The sequence below is a fragment of the Nitrobacter sp. Nb-311A genome (genome assembly GCF_000152905.1).
Lineage (GTDB): Bacteria > Pseudomonadota > Alphaproteobacteria > Rhizobiales > Xanthobacteraceae > Nitrobacter.
Genome location: NZ_AAMY01000005.1, coordinates 34,571 through 51,992, shown reverse-complemented (window position 1 = coordinate 51,992; position 17,422 = coordinate 34,571). Strand labels below are relative to the sequence as shown.

The window sequence follows — 17,422 nt, the reverse complement described above, 5'->3', positions numbered from 1 at the left end:
GGCTGGCGCATGATTTGGGTCTTGGCCGTGTGCATGGTCGAGACTGGCCGTGCAGAGGCAGAGGCGTTCGTTAAAGAAAAAGGCAAACCCGAGAATGAAGCGCGCCTCTCTATCGCAAATAAAGGAAACCACGCCGCGACGAAGTTGAGGTTGGATCAGCAGCCTGATCCGATCCGGTATCCCGGCTGGATAAGTGTCGTCTAAGCCATCAATGAAGCGGAAAGGCTCTGGAGCCTGTATCAACTGCGTTGAACCAGACTCGTCGCTCATCTTTTGTTTGAGCATGACGCGGCGGGAGCCGAGGATAGCCGCCTGGCGCTATCCCGGGGCGTTCTCGTTCAGAGAGTCACGCATCCGCGAAGACTGGACAGCCCGCGACGACCAATGACGTCCTGAAAGCCGATTGCCTCGCCGTCCGAGCAGGTCCGGCCGCGTAACGATATCCCGCATCATGCCGGCTAATTTCCAACTGTCGTATTTTAGTATATATATCGTAGTATCCGACCTATAGCCAAATCTCGCTTCGGTATGCCGTCTTAAGTTGCCATCAGCTTGTTTCAGCGATGATTTCGGTCGTCAGGAGAGGATTCCTGCAATGGTCGTGAACCGCGCTGAACAATTCGACAGATTCTTTTCCGTCGGGACTTGGACGTACAGGTTATTATGGACAAGGCGACGCATTGCAGCCAAACTGATCGCGCGCTGAAAGTTCGTGTGCGTTTACAGCTTGTAGAGTTTCGAGGCCTGCAGTCTAGTCGGAGGCACGGTTCGCCAAGCGTATATTGACGCGCAGGCGGACGACACCTCCATAACCTGGAGGATGCGATGCCTGTTCACCCAACTTTTCCTGGCGTTTACATCGAGGAAATTCCAAGCGGTGTGAGACCCGTGGCCGGCGTCGCGACCTCGATTGCGGCTTTCGTTGGCTCGTTCCAGCGGGGTCTGCGCGACGAGGCGGTTCAGCTCTTCGGCATGGCCGACTTCGAGCGCGAATATGGCGGCATCGACCGCTACAGCGAGACCTCCTACGCGATCCAGCAATTCTTTCTCAATGGCGGGACTCAGGCTTGGGTGGTTCGTCTTGCCGACACCGTGACGGGTGCTACCGATACGCCGCCGACCAACGCGCGTCCCGCCACGATCATGCTGACCTCGGATCCAGGCGGCGGCACGGACATATTGCTGCTGACGGCCGGCCGGCAAATTCGGGGCGAATCCGCTGAAAATCCTGGATCCTGGGGCAATGCGTTGCGAGCCGAAGTCAGCTATGAGACCGCCGATCCGGCGACCCAGTTCAACCTCACCATCAGTGAGGTTCGAGTCGATGGAGACCGTACTCTTGTCTTGCAAAGCGAGACATTCCGCAATCTGACGATGGAGCCGGATGTCATCAACAACGCGATCGAGGTGATCAATCAGGGATCGCGCCTCGTTCAAGCATCACTGGGGTCGACCTTGCCGGCCCCGTTTGATCCGGTCTTCCGGCCGGCCTCGACGGGCACGCTCGGCGACGTGCTGCCGATACCCGCCTCCATACCGCCGGACGGAGCTGTATTCTCGGTCGATATCGGCGGCGGCGCAATTGCGGGCACGATCGACTATGGCGGAGCTACCCCGCCGACCACCTATGCGGGCCTGCTGCCCTTCATTCAGGCTGCGATCCGGCGCGCGGCTGATGACGGCACGGTGCCGAATGCACAGAAGCCCATCCTCAGCGGCGCGACCGTCAAGCTGATCGGCAACAGCACCGTCAATAACGACGCCCGCTTCGCGGTCCAGCTCGGACGCAACGGCCGGCCATTCGACCCTGCCACGCGGATCATCCTGACGGGCGCAGGAGCTGATGCCGTCAATCTGAGTGCGGGGCAAGGCGCATTGGAAAATGATCAGCAGATCCCGCTGGCGGACGGCCATGACGGCCAGCCGCCCGCGGCGGGGACAAATTTCCGGCCGATCCCGCTGTCGGTGTTCCAAGGATCGGCCATCGACCGTACCGGCATCAATGCGCTTGAGGACATCGACCTTTTCAACATCCTGTGCGTGCCCGAAGCGACCTATCTCGACGCGGACGAGGCACGAACTCTCTACTCCTTTGCCGAGACCTATGTTGAAGGCCGCCGGGCGATGCTCATCGTTGACATTCCCGACACGGTGCGACGGCTGGACCAGATGCAGACCTGGCTCACCGAGAACGAGAGCCTGCGTCATCCCAACGCTGTCGTCTATTTCCCGCGCACCAACATCGTTGATACTCTCAACGGCAACAGGCCGCGGCTGATGGCCTCGAGCGGCACTATCGCCGGCCTTTGGGCACGTACGGATGCGCAGCGAGGCGTGTGGAAGGCGCCGGCCGGCACCGACGCGCGCCTGCGCAATGTGGACAGTCTCGGCTATCTCCTCACCGACCTGGAGAACGGAACGCTCAATCCCCTCGGCGTGAACTGCCTGCGCAATTTCCCGGTCTATAGCAATATTTGCTGGGGCGCGCGGACCCTGGACGGCGCGGACGCAATCGCGTCCGACTGGAAATATGTGCCGGTGCGCCGGACGACGCTGTTCATCGAGGAAAGTCTCTATCGTGGCACCAAATGGGTAGTGTTCGAGCCCAATGACGAACCGCTCTGGTCGCAGATCCGGCTCAACGTCGGCGCCTTCATGCATGAGCTTTTCCGACAGGGCGCGTTCCAGGGTACGACGCCGGCGCAAGCCTATTTCGTCCGCTGCGACAGCGGCACGACTCCGCAAAGCGATATCGATCTGGGGATCGTGAACATCGAGATCGGCTTCGCCCCGTTGAAGCCCGCCGAATTCGTGATCCTGAAAATCCAGCAGATCGTCCGGCAGACAGTCGAGTGAGGACGAAGTCATGGCACCCTTCACAACCAATCCCCGCCGATTTGATCCTTACAAGAATTTCAAGTTTCGCGTGAAATGGGACGGCCGCTACGTGGCCGGGATCAGCAAGGTCGGCGCGCTGAAGCGCAGCACCGAGGTCATCGAGCACCGCGAGGGCGGCGATCCCTCCACAGGACGCAAGTCCCCCGGGCGCACCAAGTATGATGCGATCTCATTGGAGCGCGGGGTAACTCACGATCTTGATTTCGAGCAATGGGCGAACAAGGTGTGGAATTTCGGCGCGGGCCTCGGCTCGGAGGTCTCGCTTGCCGATTTTCGCAAGGACCTGATCATCGACGTATTCAACGAGGCGGGGCAAAAGGTTCTTTCCTACCAGGTCTTCCGCTGCTGGGTGTCCGAGTATCAGGCCCTGCCCGATCTCGACGCCAACGCCAATGCCATCGCCATCCAGTCGATGAAGCTGGAGAATGAGGGCTGGTTGCGCGATGTGGCGGTGGCAGAGCCTGCGGAGCCGAGCTTTACCATACCGGCCTGACGATGCAGGTTCGGCTGGCGTTCGGACTGGAAAAAGATGGCATCCGGCACAGGCTGGCGCATTTGCGCGAACTGACCGGAAATGAGGAGCTCCTCATGGCCGAGCTTGCGGATCATCTGACGCCCGCCGCCTGTACGACCACTTTGCTTGCCGCCATGACGGAGCGGATCGGCAGCGTGCGGTCACCGAGCTACGATCAATGCGCGGCCTTGCCGGTCGGTGATCGCGAACGGTTGCTTCTTGCGATTTGCACAATGGTTGCAGGATCGCAGATTGATCTTGTCGCCGACTGCCCCTCCTGCGCGGCGGAACTCGAAATAAGCTTGCCGTTGCGCGAAATGCTCGACTCCGAAAACGCCGGAAGCGAGGCGGATCGCACAATTCTCATTTCCGAATCCGAGGGCGATTGGCGCGTCGAAATGCGGCTTCCCAACGGAGCCGACCAGGAACGTTGCGCGGCAACGGCGTTGACCGATCCGAGCCGGGCGGCACGCGATCTGGTGGTCGGCTGCGTACTTCGCCTCATCGATCCCGAGGGAAAGCCGGTCGCGGTCACGGATCTTCCGACGGCCTTTGAGTCGATCCTGTCGGCAGAATTCGAGCAGGCCGATGAAATGGCCGATCTGTCAGCCACGATGACATGCCCTGACTGCGGCGCGGCGTTCGATGCCGCCGTCGACGGGCTGGGAATTCTGCGCGCGGCGCTTGGACAATCGCATGGGATCCTCGGCGACGTTTATCGGATGGCACGGCGCTATCACTGGTCGGAGCGGGAAATTTTGACGCTCCCCCGCACCCGCCGCAAACGCTATCTCGCATTGGCAGACGAGATGGAGACGCTGCCATGACCGGCTTCGTGGATCGGATCGTAGCCCGCGGCGCGGGCCTTCCCCTTCTCGAGCGGGCGGCGACGCTCCGGTTGCGTCCGGTGTCCTCCTTCGAAGCAGGTGACGCCGGGCCTCTTTTGGCTGGCGAGGCCGCCCCCGTCATCGATGACAGCCCCCGGATCTTCTCAAACCCAGCCTTCTCACACCTGCGAAGGCCAGAGCAATACGAACCAGCCGCGAGGCGCTCTACCATTGCAGATTCGTCCCCGCCCGCCTTCGACGCGCCGGAGCCTGCCGAAAAAAAAACCACACCGCCCTGGCGGGTCCAGACGGAGGGCCGGACCGATTCTTTCGACGTTTCGGCGAACCTGCACCGCGCTCCACGCAAGCAAGCCTTCGCGGCAGAACGCAACTCCGATGCCGCCGGCGAAATTTCCTCCCCGGTCAGGTCTGCCGACGAGATTTCCTCCCCGGTCAGATCCGTCGGTGACAACCTGAAGATACAGGCCCCGCCAATCACGACGGAGAGGGTATTCGTCGAAGCGATCGCCAGTCCACCCCGCCACAATATTCCGAATGCGACTCCATCGTCCGCGGACGCCACGCCTGAGGCCTCCACCCCGGGCTGGAGGGAGCCCCCGTCTCTTGGCGCAAGGGAGGACTCTTCCTTTGCGATGGCGGAGACGCATGCGCCGGTCACTGTCACGGTGGGACGAATTGACGTGCAGTTCCTTCCGCCGCCGGCCCCGCCGGCTGCGTTACCGTCGCCGCCTCGAAGCAGTGGCTTCGGCGCCTATGCTCGCGCGCGGCGCGGCATACCCCGCTAGGGAGGTGGGATGGCAAATTATGCAGCCATCGCCGCCGTCAGCCGGACACTCCGGACGCTGTTGCTCGACCGGATGGTGACCGGCGCCTCAGTGACCCTATCGCCGCCCGACGTCACCGTGTCCGGCATCGACGGCGCGCGCGTCAATCTCTACCTGATGCAGTTATTCGAAAATGCCGGGCTGAAGAATCAGGAGATTCCACAACAAGGCCATCCGGGCGCCTATGGACATCCGCCGCTCTCGCTCAATTTGCGCTATCTGCTGACCACCTATAGCGCCATGGAGACCCAGCCCGACGCCGATCTCAACGCCCAGACCCTTCTGGGAGATGCCATGCGGGTATTGCATGATTTCGGTAATCGGATCGATCAGCTTGCCATCGTCAACGCCGCTGCCGGACCCGTTGGCGATCCGGTGCTCGACCTGGCGCTGACGGATGAATTCGAACGATTGAAAGTGTCGCTTCATCCTGCAAATCTGGATGAGATCACCAAGGTTTGGTCGGCGCTGTCGACCACGAATTTCCGCCGTTCCGTGGTCTATGAAGTCACCACCATCCAGATCGAGACACCAGCAGCGCGCGTCAGCCCAAGGCCGGTCGAGACGCGCCGCATCTTCACGACGGTGAGGCGACGGCCTGAGCTGCTGGACGCCTATGTGACGCCGGCGCTCAACGGGCCGACGGGCGAGACCCGCGCCCGCATCGGTGACGAAATCACGCTGCTGTCTCAGGGAGCTTTGGCCGATCGTCTTTATGTCAGGCTTGGATCGTTGGATCCGATCCGCGTGAGTCCCGCCCCCGATGGCCGGATGACGATTCTCGTCCCTGACGACCAGTACGATGCCGATCTCGATGGCCCGGCCCATCCGATACCACCCGTCCAGCGCTTGCAGCCGGGTCCACTGGAGGTGCAGCTGATCGCCGTGCATCCGGCGGAGGGCGTTCAGGGAGCGCTCGGGCTCGGCACGGCAGTGTCCGGTGATCGGCGTTATCCCTCAAACATCCTGCTCCTGCAGCTGACACCCCGCGCCGTTTCAGTCACGCCGGGCACGGGGGATATGACAACGATCCTTCACATCGACGGCGAGCGTCTTTGGCATCCGCGAGCGCGAACCGTCGAGGTGATCGTCGGTGACGCGGCGATCCCCGTGCGGCAGCCGGGGCCCGGCGATGGATGGGCGGCGCCCACACCCACCGCCGTCGAAGTGCCGATCGCCGATGCCGCGGACATCCTCGAGCCGTCCGCAGCACCTTATCCGATCGCCGTACAGGTCGACGGCGCGCGAAGCCGCGATGTCGGGCTTGCCTTTACGCTGGGGCCATAGTGCGATGAAACCTGCCGCCAAGCCCCCTCCCTATTCTGTTGCGGCCGATGGCGAACCTCGCTTCGAAGCCAATTTGAGCGCCATCGAACTTGGTCTGCGCTGGCTTCAATCCTTGCTCGGCGAAGCGGCGGGCACAGAGGTCGGGATTGCCCGTGAAGCCTATGACAATCGCCGCCGCCAGCTGATCGAACGGGAAGAGCCGGCACAGATCGACCGCCTTTCCCAGCTGTTCGGCCTGTCCCCCTTCGATGAAGATCTCCTGCTGCTCGCGCTCGCGCCCCAGCTACGCTCCAGTTTCGCAACGCTTTACAGCCATGCCAACGGCCGCGCGTCCGTTGCCGCGGCGACCCCGCATCTTGCTCTTTCGCTGCTTGGGGCGGTTGGCATCGAGGCGGAGGCCAGGATCTGGCAACGGCTCTCACCGACGGCTCCGTTGCGGCGTTTTTGCCTGATCGAGACGCCCGATGGACAGTCCGGGCCGCTGAGTCCGATCCTGCTTGACGAACGCATGGCGCGGCTGCTGCTCGGCGAGGACTTCACCGACTCCCGCCTGCGCCCCATGCTCTCCGCACCGGAGGCCGCGCCCTTTCCTGACAAGCACCGTCGCGGCGTCGAACTCCTGGCACGGCAGATTTCGCAGGCCGCTCGGCCCATGGTTGCCATTGTCGGGCCCAAGGGATGCGGCCGCCGCGCCGCGGCGCGCGCGCTTGCGAGCACTCTCGGCCTAGGCTTGGCAGCGTTCAAACCGCGCTCATTCGAACCGGCCGAGAAATTACCCTCGCTCCTGGCCCGGGAAGCGGCTCTGGGCAACTTCGCGCTGCTTGTCGACGCGGATGACGCGGAGAGCCGGCGCTTGATTGATGACGGCATCGACGCGCTGGTGATCGCCATTTCCGGGAGTCGTCCCGATCTCCCCGGCCCTATTCCCGTGCTGCGGCTTGAGCCGCTCTGTGCTGACGAGCAGGTGATGCTTTGGCGCCAGGCCCTCGGCCCCCGGATCGCCGAAGCCGATCAAGAAATCGAGGCGGTCGCCGAGCAATTCCGCTTCGGCCCCTCCGAGATCGCGGCGATCGCCGCCGCAGGCGTCCCGCTCTGGCAGGCCTGCCGCGACCGGGCCGGTCTCACCCTCGACAAAATGGCCGAGCGTATCGTGCCTCGTTACGACTGGCGCGACTTGGTGCTGGCGCCGGATCTGATCCACGATCTCAAGGCGGTCGCTGCCCAGGTCCGCCATCGCGCCACCGTCTATGGCCGCCACGGTTTTGCGCGCAAGCTGCATCGGGGCCGCGGCGTATCATTGCTGCTGTCGGGACCGAGCGGAACCGGAAAAACGATGGCGGCAGAGGTGATCGCGCACTCGCTTGAACTCGACCTTTATCGCATCGACCTTTCCGGGGTCGTGTCGAAATATATCGGCGAGACCGAGAAAAACCTGAAAGCGGTCTTTGATGCCGCCGACCAAAGCGGCGCCGTGCTGTTTTTCGACGAAGCGGATGCGCTGTTCGGCAAGCGCAGCGAAATCAAGGACAGCCACGACCGCTACGCCAATATCGAGATCAGCTATCTTCTCCAGCGAATGGAAAGTTATGGCGGGCTGTCGATCCTCGCCACCAATATGAAAGGCCATCTCGACAGCGCGTTTCTGCGTCGGCTGCGCTTTGCCCTCGACATCCCGTTTCCGGATGCAGCGCTACGGCAGCAGATCTGGGCCCGGTCGTTTCCCGAGGAACTCCCCAAGGAATCACTGGATTTCGCGGCCTTGGCGCGGCTCGAGATTGCCGGCGGCAACATCAGCGTCATCGCGATCAATTCGGCTTTCCTGGCGGCAGCGGAGGGCGTGCCCCTGGCCATGCGCCATATCGCCCGCGCCGCGCGCGCCGAATTCCGCAAGCTCGACAAGGAATTTCGCATTCCCTGGACGGAGTCGGTCTAGATGGTCAAGCAAGCCTCGCAAAGCCCGTCAATCGCTCTAGGCCCCGTATCGGCGCGCGGTAACGGTTCAGGTCAAACAGCCCGACAACTGGCCAGCGACATTGCCGGCGGGCTTGCCGCCACTGCCGAGCTGCCGACCAGCCTGCCGCGCACGCTTCATATCGACCGGATCGAACTGCGCCTGACGGCCGGCGCGGGACGCGCCGAAATCGAACGCGCCATCCGGCAGGCGGTGCAGCGGAGCGCAACACGGAGGCTCCCATGACGATGCGAGCGCTTGCCCCGGCTAAGGTCAACGCGACGCCGTCGCGCGCGCGACCGCCGCCGACAGCGATCCAGGCCAAGACACGCGTCGGTCCCGTCGACGACCCTCTGGAGCGCGAGGCCGATCGTATCGCCGATGCTGTCATCGGCGATACGCCAAGTGGTCCGATCGCCACGGCCGCGAGCGGTATCGCGCAGCGCAAATGCTCCGCCTGCGAGGAGGAAGAAAAATCCATCCAGCGCAAATGCGGACATTGCGAGGCTGAAGACCAACTCCAAAGGCAGGCTGCCGATCAGGCGGTATCGGCCCTGAGATCAGGCGGCACTCCCTTGAGCGCCGCGCAACGCGCTTATTTCGAGCCGCGGCTGAGCCAGGACCTTTCAGCGGTTCGTCTGCACACGGACGCCGCAGCCGCCTCCGCGGCCGACGGCATCAACGCCCGCGCCTACACGCTGGGGCGCGACATCGCCTTCGCGTCTCGCGAATATTCCCCCGGAACAACCGATGGCGATCATCTTCTGGCTCACGAACTCGCCCATGTGGTGCAGCAGACCGGCAGCGGCGGATCAAGCCCCGTTCAGCGCGCGCCGCAGGAGGCCGTGATCAGGCGCGATGCGGCGGCGCCGGATGCCGATGCAGCTCCCCAGTCTGATCCCGCCCCGATCGCGGCCGAGCCCGAGGGCGAGGAGTCCGCTGAGGAGAGCGATGACAATACCGACGTGACACTCGTCAATGACCGGGTCCAGAAGATCCTCGTGTCCTGCGCCGACAGCCGGATGGCGATCCAGACCAGGCGGGCGACCTACATGTACAGGCTTTATCAATGCGACAAGACGTTTCCGGCGGGTGAGTACACCGCCAGCGTCGAGCCTATCGAGACAAAGGACCTCAAGAAGGGCGGAAAGAAAACCAAAATCCAGGAAGGCGTTCAGTTCGTCTTCCACACCGGAGGGCGGCGACGGGTCTTCAGGGGCGGCTATAGCCGAAAGAAGGGGCAGCCCAGCCCGAAGGATCTGCTCAAGGATCAAGACAATGTACTTTTCGAGTTTGGCGCCAATCCAAAGGAACTGGAGAACTTCCGGCCTGAATGCCTTGTCACCTTGCCGCGGCAGACACTTTTCTCGGACGGCGGCGACGAAAAAGATCTCAGCGAATATCTGCCGAAAGTGCCGAAGTTCGAATGGAAGCTCGCGGAATTCGGCCTGGGCGATATCGCCGTGCGGGTGGGCGTGGAGGCCAAGGCCAAGGCTGCCTACAGCTACGATGCCGGGGTTCTCGACGACATATGCCTGTCCGGTTACATCAAGCAGACCGCCAAGGGCGAGAACCGGGTCGCGGATGCGCTTGACGCCACCGCAGGGGCCCTCGACAAATTGTCGCCAGGAGCCGGCGATACGGCGGCGGCGCTGGGCCGCGTGGCCGGGCTCGATCCAAGCATGCCTTTGGCGGGCCGGGCACAGTTCACCACCGGCGGCGCGGCGGATCTCCACATGGAGATCGCGGTCGGAGTAGAGGCCGCCGTCGAGGCGCTCGGATTGGTCGACATTCTGACCGCCCACGGCGAAATCAAGCTCGATCTCGATGCTTCCGTCTCGGGTGACGTCAATGTGTTGGCGGAAATCGAATATGATCCGAAGAAGAAGCAGCCCTTCGGCCTCAAAACCGACCTTGAGCTCGCCGCAATGGCAGCCATCGGCGCCAAGCTGTCGGGTTCGGCCGGCCTCGACTTTCTTGGCTTCAGCCTCTGGGACGGCCAGACAACCTTTGCCGAGGGCAATCTCAGCTATGGCTGGACCGGAGGCCTTGTCTTCGACAATTCCTTCATCCCGCAGCCGAGCCTCGGCGCTTTTGCCAAGGGCTCCCCAAACCAGCACCAAGCCGGCGCGCTACGCGTCGCGGGTCCAAGCCGGCCCGCGGCGAGGAAGAAAAAGGACGGCATTCCGGTCCGCGAACTCGTGGAATCGAAAATCAAGGATACCAACGGCGAGCTCAAGCTCGATGGTCTTTCATGCGACAAGGCTCTGCCGCTGCACTGGTTCAAGCCGCGCTCGCTTTATCCCAAGACGCTGAGTTTCCATGCGCCGGGGGTCTATCCGGAGAGCGTCAGCCAGGATGAGGATCCGGTTCTCGTCTCCCATCTGGAGGTCCCCACCACCAGGTGGACTCGCCAGGGTCCCGTTCCGGGCGAGCCGGTTACCGGCCCCAATTGGATAGGACTTGACGGGGAAAACTGGCCGGAAACCGGACAGTGGGCGAAATGTTTCAATTACATTCAATCCCCGAAGGATCGCAACGAATCCGACCATTTCCGCCAATTGATGACAGGCCTTGACACCTACTACGACGGAGCGCCTCCCAACGAGGGCACCGTGCAGATGGATCACATCCGGGAGCTTCAATTCGGCGGCGAGGACAAATTCAACAATATCTGGCCGTACGATACCCGGACAAACCTCAGTGCAGGCCGGCTCCATCAGGCCCAGATAAAGGCCTACCGGAAAATTTTCGATCAACTCACACCACCGGCCAAGCTCGATGGCCGCCTCTTCAGAATCTCAGGCGTCGGAGCCGACCCTGGTCTGGAAGCCAAGCTCGACAAGCTGACATGATAGCATTGAGAGCAACGGTAAGGGATACCGAATGAAGTAGAACATGGATTTGAATGAAATATAAGTTTTGTTTTTACTTCATCAGGAAGCCTGATGGGATGATTTATTGTGAGTTTTATTTATAATATAAAGTATTGTGTTTATCTCTACTTTCAAATTTGGGTTCCTGATGGTAGTCTCACGCAAGAGTGTGGGATTGGATCGAGGGGAAACGTCTCATGGGGTCGGACTTTCCGGGCAGTCCACGCGTCCTAAAGGGAGGCATCGTCGCCTATCAGCTTCCCTCGCTCCTGCCGACCGTCATCGTCTTCCAGTACAATCCCGATGAGGTCTCGCGGTCGCTTCAGATTCAAGGCGCCAATGGCGGGGGCCGCGGCGATGCCAATCGCGTCAATGGCCCTCCTCAGGAGACGTTGAGCTTTTCCGTCGAGATCGATGCCGCCGATCAGCTCGAGCATCCGTCCGAGAACGCCGTCACGGTCGAAAACGGACTTCATCCCGTGATCGCCGCCCTGGAGAGGCTGGTCTACCCGTCCTATCCGATGGTGATCGCCAATGAGGCACTGGCGCTTGCCGGCAGCGCCTTCGTGCTCGGTGAGCAGGCGCCCTTGGCCCTGCTCATCTGGGGGCCCAAGCGCGTGCTGCCGGTGCAGGTCCAGGGCCTGTCGATCCGCGAGGAGGCCTTCGACCAGGCATTGAACCCTATCCGCGCCAAGGCCGATCTCACGCTGCGGGTGCTGACCTATCGCGACCTCGACGTCACCAATCCGGGCTACTGGGTCTATCTCGCCTCCTTCACCCGAAAGGAAGCCATGTCCGCCCTCAATCTGTTCGGCGACAAGACCGGCCTTGGCGCCGGGCTGCCAATCTAGGGATCCTCCATGTTTTTCCGGGGCAGCCGATATGAAAACATTGCCGATGCGGTCATCGATGGTCCGGATGGCCGACAGATCCGCTACAAGCGCATGCGCTTCATTCCCGCAACCACGGTTCGGCTTCGGGTCAAAGTGGAGGACGGCGACCGGCCCGATCTGCTCGCCTGGCGCGCGATCGGAGACGCCGAGCAATTCTGGCGGCTCTGTGATGCCAACCTCATCCGCCGGCCTGCCGACCTGACCGCCAGCCCTGGCGCGCGCGTCGCAGTGCCCGGACCGGACGGAGGCCTGTGACGCCATGGCGCTTCTTCCGGCCTTCTTCACCGTTCAGGTCGCCATGGCGCCGATGCCGGTCGTGTTCTTCCAGGCCTTGCGGGAGATCGAGGTCGAGACATCCGTCGGCAAGTCGTCGATGTTCCGTCTGCATTTCGATCTGAGCCGCAATTTTTTCGGTGACTTCGATGCGCTGGCCTTCGATATCTTCCGGCCCCTGGTGCCGATCACCATCAGGATCTCGTCAGGGCTTGGAATGCCGCAAGCCCTCATCAACGGCTATGTCAAGGATGCTCAACTAAGCGCCGCCAATCAACCGGGCGCCTCGCGACTTGAGGTCGTGGGCATGGACGCCTTGGGCACGATCATGGCCCATATTCAACAGCCTTTCCCGTGGCCGAATTCTCCTGACAGCGTCGCCGCTGCGGCAATCTTCAGCAAATATGCGATCCTGCCGTCGGTCGTCCCGACCCCGCCCTTCCGCACGGTGCTCGATACGATTTCGAACCAGCGCGATTATGATGCGACCTATCTGTTTCAGCTCGCACGCCGCAACAGCTACGAGCTGTACATCCAACCGGATCCCGTCGTCGGCCTGGACATGGGCCATTTTCACCCGCCGCTGACGGCGGTGCCGCCACAGGGCGTGCTCTCGATCGACTTCGGGACACAGACCAACCTCACCTCGTTCTCCACCTCGAACGACATGCTGCGGCCGACATCCATCACGGGCACGACCGTCGACCCGCGAACCCGAGCTCCCATTCCTTCGATGGCGCCTGCCGCCACCGAGTTGCCCATGGGACTGGAGCCCGCCCTCGGCCGCATCCTTCCGCCGCCGATCATGCGTCCTTGCGCCACCGACGCCGCCAGCCCCGCCGAGGCCCAGGCGCAGGCGTTGGCGAAGGCGAACGAGTCGAGCCGGGCGATCACCGCCCATGGCGAGATCGACGGGCTGAAATACGCCCGCGTCCTGCTGGCGGGCCTGCCGGTGCTGGTGCGAGGAGCCGGGCGGCAGAACAGCGGCCTTTATTACGTGCAGTCGGTGACCCATCGGATCTCGCGAGACGGCTACAGCCAGAGTTTCTCGGCCTGGCGCAACGCGGTCGGCCTGACGGGCGCCGAAGTCTTTGTCGATCCCTTGGCGGCAGTGGCATGAGGAGGATTCCGTGCTCGACACGATAACGACCGAACAAAACCAGGACGGCGGATGCACCCCGGCCTACGGCAAGTATTCAGGGACAGTCATGGACAACATGGACCCTCTGTCCCAGGGCCGGTTGAAGGCCTTCGTGCCGGAAGTCCTGGGTGAGGTGCCAACCGGCTGGGCCAGGCCTTGCACGCCCTATGCGGGGCCCACCTCCGGCTTCTTCTCGGTGCCGCCGATCGGCGCCGGCGTCTGGATCGAGTTCGAAGCAGGCGACGTCTCGCGGCCCATCTGGGCGGGCTGCTTCTGGGCCGCCGGAGAGCTGCCGATGAAGCCCCCGGGCGCTCCGAGCAAACCAACAACAAAGATCTGGCGCAGCGATTTCGGGCTGACCACGGTCATGGATGATGTCGGCCAGACGATCACCTTGACCGATGGCCTCGGGCTCAATTCCGTCGAGGTCAACGTCAAGACAGGAACAGTCACCATCACAGGTGCTGCGCGGGTCGTCTCCAGCGCTCCCCTCGTCCAGGAGGGCAGCGCCTCGGCCGCTCATCCGGGCGTATTGGGCGATCAGCTTTTCGCCTATCTCACTCAGCTCGTCACCCTGTTCAATACCCATGTGCATCCCGGCGAATTGGCGCTGGGCATCCTGCCGGTCACGCCCGCCCCGCCTGTCGCCCCGATGCCGCCGCCAAGCCCAAGCCTGCTGTCGATCAAGGTCTTTCTGGAGTAGTCATTTTCTGGAGGTGTCATGGGAAACGCGCTGATCCCCGGGAATCTCAGCCCCGCCGCGACTGTGGGCGTATCGGATCCGAAATTCGCCGACTCCATGGCCGAGGCGATCGAGCAGGAGCTCGATTCGCTGATGCGCGCTGACAACCTGCCTGGTCTCGATTTCAACGCTTCGCAACAGACCGTGCGCGACCGCCGCCGCTTCTTCGTGGCAATCGCTCGCGGCGTCGTCCGCCACCTTCAGGACAACCATGCCGCCATCACTACCTTTTGCCAGCATAATCAAACCATGCCGGTTACCGAGATCGATGTGGATTATCGCTGATGAACCCCGACCGCCCCTACCTCGACTTTCCATTCGCCATTGATGAGCATGGGCTGAGCGCGGTCACGGACACCGACGATCATGTCCGCGACATGATCTACCTGGTCTTGTTCACGGCGCCGGGCGAACGGGTGAACCGGCCGGAATTCGGCTGTGGCATCAAGCAACTGATCTTCGGGCCGGCGTCCGACGCGCTTGCCGCCGCCACCGAGCAACTCATCCACGGTGCCTTGATCCGCTGGCTTGACCCGGTCGTGTCGGTGGAAAAGGTCTCGGTCCTCGCCCTCGACGCTACGCTCGAAATCACCGTCGTCTATTCCCGGCGCGATACTGGCGAGAGACGCGAGGACGTGTTCAGCCATCCGATTCCGCTGTGAGGGCAAGATGACGGTGCTGTCGTCCGATGGTCTGGTGCTTTGCGGGGATGAGCAGCGGTCGGGCGTCCTGCTCGATCCGGCCCATCCGTTGAACGGCATCGATTTCGTCGAATATCGTCGCGACCTCCTGGCGCCACCTCCTCGACGCCACGTGCTCCAGGTTACTTTCCTGAAACCGCCCCCGCTGCCACCTGCGGTGACGGCAGCGAATTTCGCCATCATCGGAGGTGTCCGCGTCGTTGATCTCAGGGTGCTCGACGTGGAAGCCGATCCGGCCGATCCACTCGCGCTCAGGCTTTTTATCGACCGCGAAGGCGATTTCTCGGCCTATGTGCTCGCCATGGAGCAGGCCGACATCGACCTTGAGCGATCCCAGGCGCGCTTCAGCTTCAAGGCAAGCTGCCCGAGCGACCTCGATTGCCGGCCCGCTGCCGACTGCCCGCCGACTCTTCTCGACGAGCCGGCGCTCGATTACATGGCGAAGGATTACCAGAGCTTCCGGCGGCTGCTTGTCGATCTCATCGCCGAACGCAATCCATCCTGGCAGGAAAGGCTTCCCGCCGATCTCGGCATGACGCTGGTCGAATTGATGGCCTATGCCGGCGACTATCTCAGCTATAGCCAGGATGCGGGTCCAGCGACCGAAGGATTTCTCGACACTTGCCTGCATCGCATTTCCGCGGCGCGCCATGCTCGGCTCGTGGATTATGCGATGTCCAATGGCCGCAATGCCTCGACATTCGTCCACTTCACAGCTGTCGATGGCGCCAGCGAAGTTCTTGCGTCGGGCGCCAAACTGACCAGCCGCATCGGCCAGCCTCTCAGGGGCGATCTCGCAGCGCCCGGCACCATCGTGCCGCTGTCCGCCGATTTCGACACCGATCCCGCTTTGGCGCAGGTGATTGTCTTCGAAACCCAGGTCGAGACCCGCATTGTCGGCCTTCACAACGAGATTCGTTTTCATGGTTGGGGCGATACGCAATGCTGCCTCGCAAAGGGCGCCACCCATGCCTTCTTCTATTGCATTGAGGCAGGCGGTGTCCTCGTGCCCCCCGATCTCCGTCCCGGCGAATACCTGCTGCTGGAGGAAATCCGTAGCCCCGAGACAGGGGCTGCGCCCGATGCCGATCCGCGCCATCGTCAGGTGGTCCGCATCGAAGCCGCCGAGGCAAGCGAGGATGCGGTCTTCACCAACGTGCTGACCGGCACCGCGCTGACCCCGAGGCTTAATCCCGCCGATCCCCCCTTGCCGCTCCTGCGCATAACCTGGACCGAAGCGGATGCACTGACATTTCCCCTCTGCATCTCGGCCGTCACGGATCAGGACGTATTGGTTGATCCCGTGTCGGTTGCCCGCGGTAACGTCGCACCCGCCGATCACGGCCGCACAATCACCCGCGACACCGCCGCGGGCACCATAAGCTTTCCAGATGCCGGCGCCGGACGCTGGCCGCTGCCGTCGCTTGCCTTGCCTGACGCGCCGCTGACCCAGACCGCGGCCGGCCCTTCCGTATCGCTGGACGTCTGGAGTTTCGGCATCCCCGATCCAGAACGCTGGATCGCCGTGCCGCACCTGCTTGACAGCGGGCCGTTCGACCAGCAGTTCGCGGCTGAGATCGACAATGGCGGCGCAGCGATCTTGCGCTTTGGCGACGACCAATATGGACGGCGCCCTTTGGATGCGGTCCGGATCGCCGCCACTTACCGGATCGGCAACGGCACCCGAGGCAATTGCGGCTGGGGAACGCTGATCCACGCCGTTGCCGGCGGTGCCGCGGCCTCTGCTATCGAGGCTGTGCGGCAGCCTGTGCCCGCCCGGTCAGGGGAGGAGCCGGAGTCCGTCGAACATGTCCGGCAGATCGCCCCGGAAGCGTTTCACGCGCTCCAATTCCGCGCCGTGACGGTCGCCGACTGGGAAGAGATGGCCCTCCGCCACCCGGCTTTGGCGGCAGCAAAGGCCAGCTTTCACTGGACCGGAAGCTGGCACACGGTCTTCCTCGCCGTCCATCCGGTCGATGCCGGAAACCTGCGGCGGCTCCCCGGCGGCGGAGCTGAATTGCAGCCCGACTTCGCGGCGGCGGTCAAAGCACATCTCGTCCGCTTCAAGCTCGCCGGCTACGATCTGAACGTGCGCGCTGCGACCTATGTGCCGCTTGAGATCGAGATTCGGCTTTGCGTCGGAACCGGACATTTCCGTGGCGATGTACTGGCGGAGGCTGGTCGGGTGCTCTCCAACCGGTCGTTCGCCGACGGCACGCGCGGCTTTTTCCATCCTCTCGGCTTCGGCTTTGGAGCCGCTGTCTATCTGTCCCGCCTTTATGCGGCGGTCGAGGCCATTGAGGGAATCAATTCGGCCGAAGTTTTGGTCTTCAAGCGCTATTGGGAGGCGCCGGGAAATGACCTGGCGCGCGGTCGGATCGAGATGGGTCCTTTCGAAATCGCACGTCTCGACAATGACCGCAATTTTCCCGAGAACGGCGTGCTGCGACTGACAGCGGTCGGAGGGCTCTGAC

General features: G+C 62.7%; 15 protein-coding genes. All 15 read left to right on the top strand.

All coding sequences use genetic code 11. From position 1 onward, the window contains the following. Positions 1 to 825 precede the first annotated feature (825 nt). The 15 genes from NB311A_RS03000 to NB311A_RS02930 all read left to right on the top strand — a co-directional run bounded on the left by NB311A_RS03000 (position 826) and on the right by NB311A_RS02930 (position 17,421). Complete coding sequence (locus NB311A_RS03000) at positions 826 to 2,856, top strand: phage tail sheath C-terminal domain-containing protein (RefSeq protein ID WP_040673815.1); 2,031 nt, start codon at positions 826 to 828, stop codon at positions 2,854 to 2,856. Positions 2,857 to 2,866: 10 nt separating this feature from the next. Continuing rightward, complete coding sequence (locus NB311A_RS02995; RefSeq protein WP_009796963.1) at positions 2,867 to 3,391, top strand: phage tail protein; 525 nt, start codon at positions 2,867 to 2,869, stop codon at positions 3,389 to 3,391. 2 nt (positions 3,392 to 3,393) lie between these two features. Next, positions 3,394 to 4,239, top strand: a complete 846-nt coding sequence (locus tag NB311A_RS19570) for a hypothetical protein (protein WP_009796962.1) — start codon at positions 3,394 to 3,396, stop codon at positions 4,237 to 4,239. After that, a complete protein-coding gene (locus tag NB311A_RS02985) occupies positions 4,236 to 5,045 on the top strand; it encodes a hypothetical protein (RefSeq protein WP_009796961.1) in 810 nt (269 codons plus the stop codon). Before NB311A_RS19570 ends, NB311A_RS02985 begins: the two co-directional genes overlap by 4 nt. 9 nt (positions 5,046 to 5,054) lie before the next feature. Further along, positions 5,055 to 6,371 (top strand): DUF4255 domain-containing protein, encoded by a 1,317-nt coding sequence (locus tag NB311A_RS02980; RefSeq protein ID WP_009796960.1) that lies wholly within the window; start codon positions 5,055 to 5,057, stop codon positions 6,369 to 6,371. After that, positions 6,265 to 8,304 carry an AAA family ATPase gene (locus NB311A_RS02975; RefSeq protein ID WP_083780365.1) on the top strand — a complete coding sequence of 680 codons (2,040 nt, stop codon included), beginning with the start codon at positions 6,265 to 6,267 and terminating at the stop codon, positions 8,302 to 8,304. The genes NB311A_RS02980 and NB311A_RS02975 overlap by 107 nt, the downstream gene beginning before the upstream one ends. Next, the gene (locus NB311A_RS02970; protein WP_009796958.1) at positions 8,305 to 8,568 is read left to right on the top strand and encodes a hypothetical protein; all 264 of its coding nucleotides are present in this window, start codon (positions 8,305 to 8,307) and stop codon (positions 8,566 to 8,568) included. Beyond that, on the top strand, positions 8,565 to 11,177 hold the full coding sequence (locus NB311A_RS19565) for a DUF4157 domain-containing protein (protein WP_009796957.1): 2,613 nt from the start codon (positions 8,565 to 8,567) through the stop codon (positions 11,175 to 11,177). Before NB311A_RS02970 ends, NB311A_RS19565 begins: the two co-directional genes overlap by 4 nt. Before the next feature lie 218 nt (positions 11,178 to 11,395). Further along, positions 11,396 to 12,049, top strand: coding sequence for a hypothetical protein (locus NB311A_RS02960; protein WP_040673814.1), 654 nt, complete (start codon positions 11,396 to 11,398; stop codon positions 12,047 to 12,049). Between the two features lie 9 nt (positions 12,050 to 12,058). Next, on the top strand, positions 12,059 to 12,346 hold the full coding sequence (locus tag NB311A_RS02955; RefSeq protein WP_009796955.1) for a hypothetical protein: 288 nt from the start codon (positions 12,059 to 12,061) through the stop codon (positions 12,344 to 12,346). Positions 12,347 to 12,389: 43 nt separating this feature from the next. After that, positions 12,390 to 13,484, top strand: a complete 1,095-nt coding sequence (locus NB311A_RS02950) for a phage late control D family protein (protein WP_245256911.1) — start codon at positions 12,390 to 12,392, stop codon at positions 13,482 to 13,484. Between the two features lie 10 nt (positions 13,485 to 13,494). Next, positions 13,495 to 14,208 (top strand): phage baseplate assembly protein V, encoded by a 714-nt coding sequence (locus NB311A_RS02945; protein WP_050752053.1) that lies wholly within the window; start codon positions 13,495 to 13,497, stop codon positions 14,206 to 14,208. 18 nt (positions 14,209 to 14,226) lie between these two features. Continuing rightward, positions 14,227 to 14,532, top strand: coding sequence for a hypothetical protein (locus NB311A_RS02940; RefSeq protein WP_009796952.1), 306 nt, complete (start codon positions 14,227 to 14,229; stop codon positions 14,530 to 14,532). Further along, positions 14,532 to 14,909, top strand: a complete 378-nt coding sequence (locus tag NB311A_RS02935) for a GPW/gp25 family protein (protein WP_009796951.1) — start codon at positions 14,532 to 14,534, stop codon at positions 14,907 to 14,909. The genes NB311A_RS02940 and NB311A_RS02935 overlap by 1 nt, the downstream gene beginning before the upstream one ends. Positions 14,910 to 14,916: 7 nt before the next feature. Beyond that, positions 14,917 to 17,421 carry a hypothetical protein gene (locus tag NB311A_RS02930; RefSeq protein WP_009796950.1) on the top strand — a complete coding sequence of 835 codons (2,505 nt, stop codon included), beginning with the start codon at positions 14,917 to 14,919 and terminating at the stop codon, positions 17,419 to 17,421. Position 17,422: the final 1 nt, after the last annotated feature.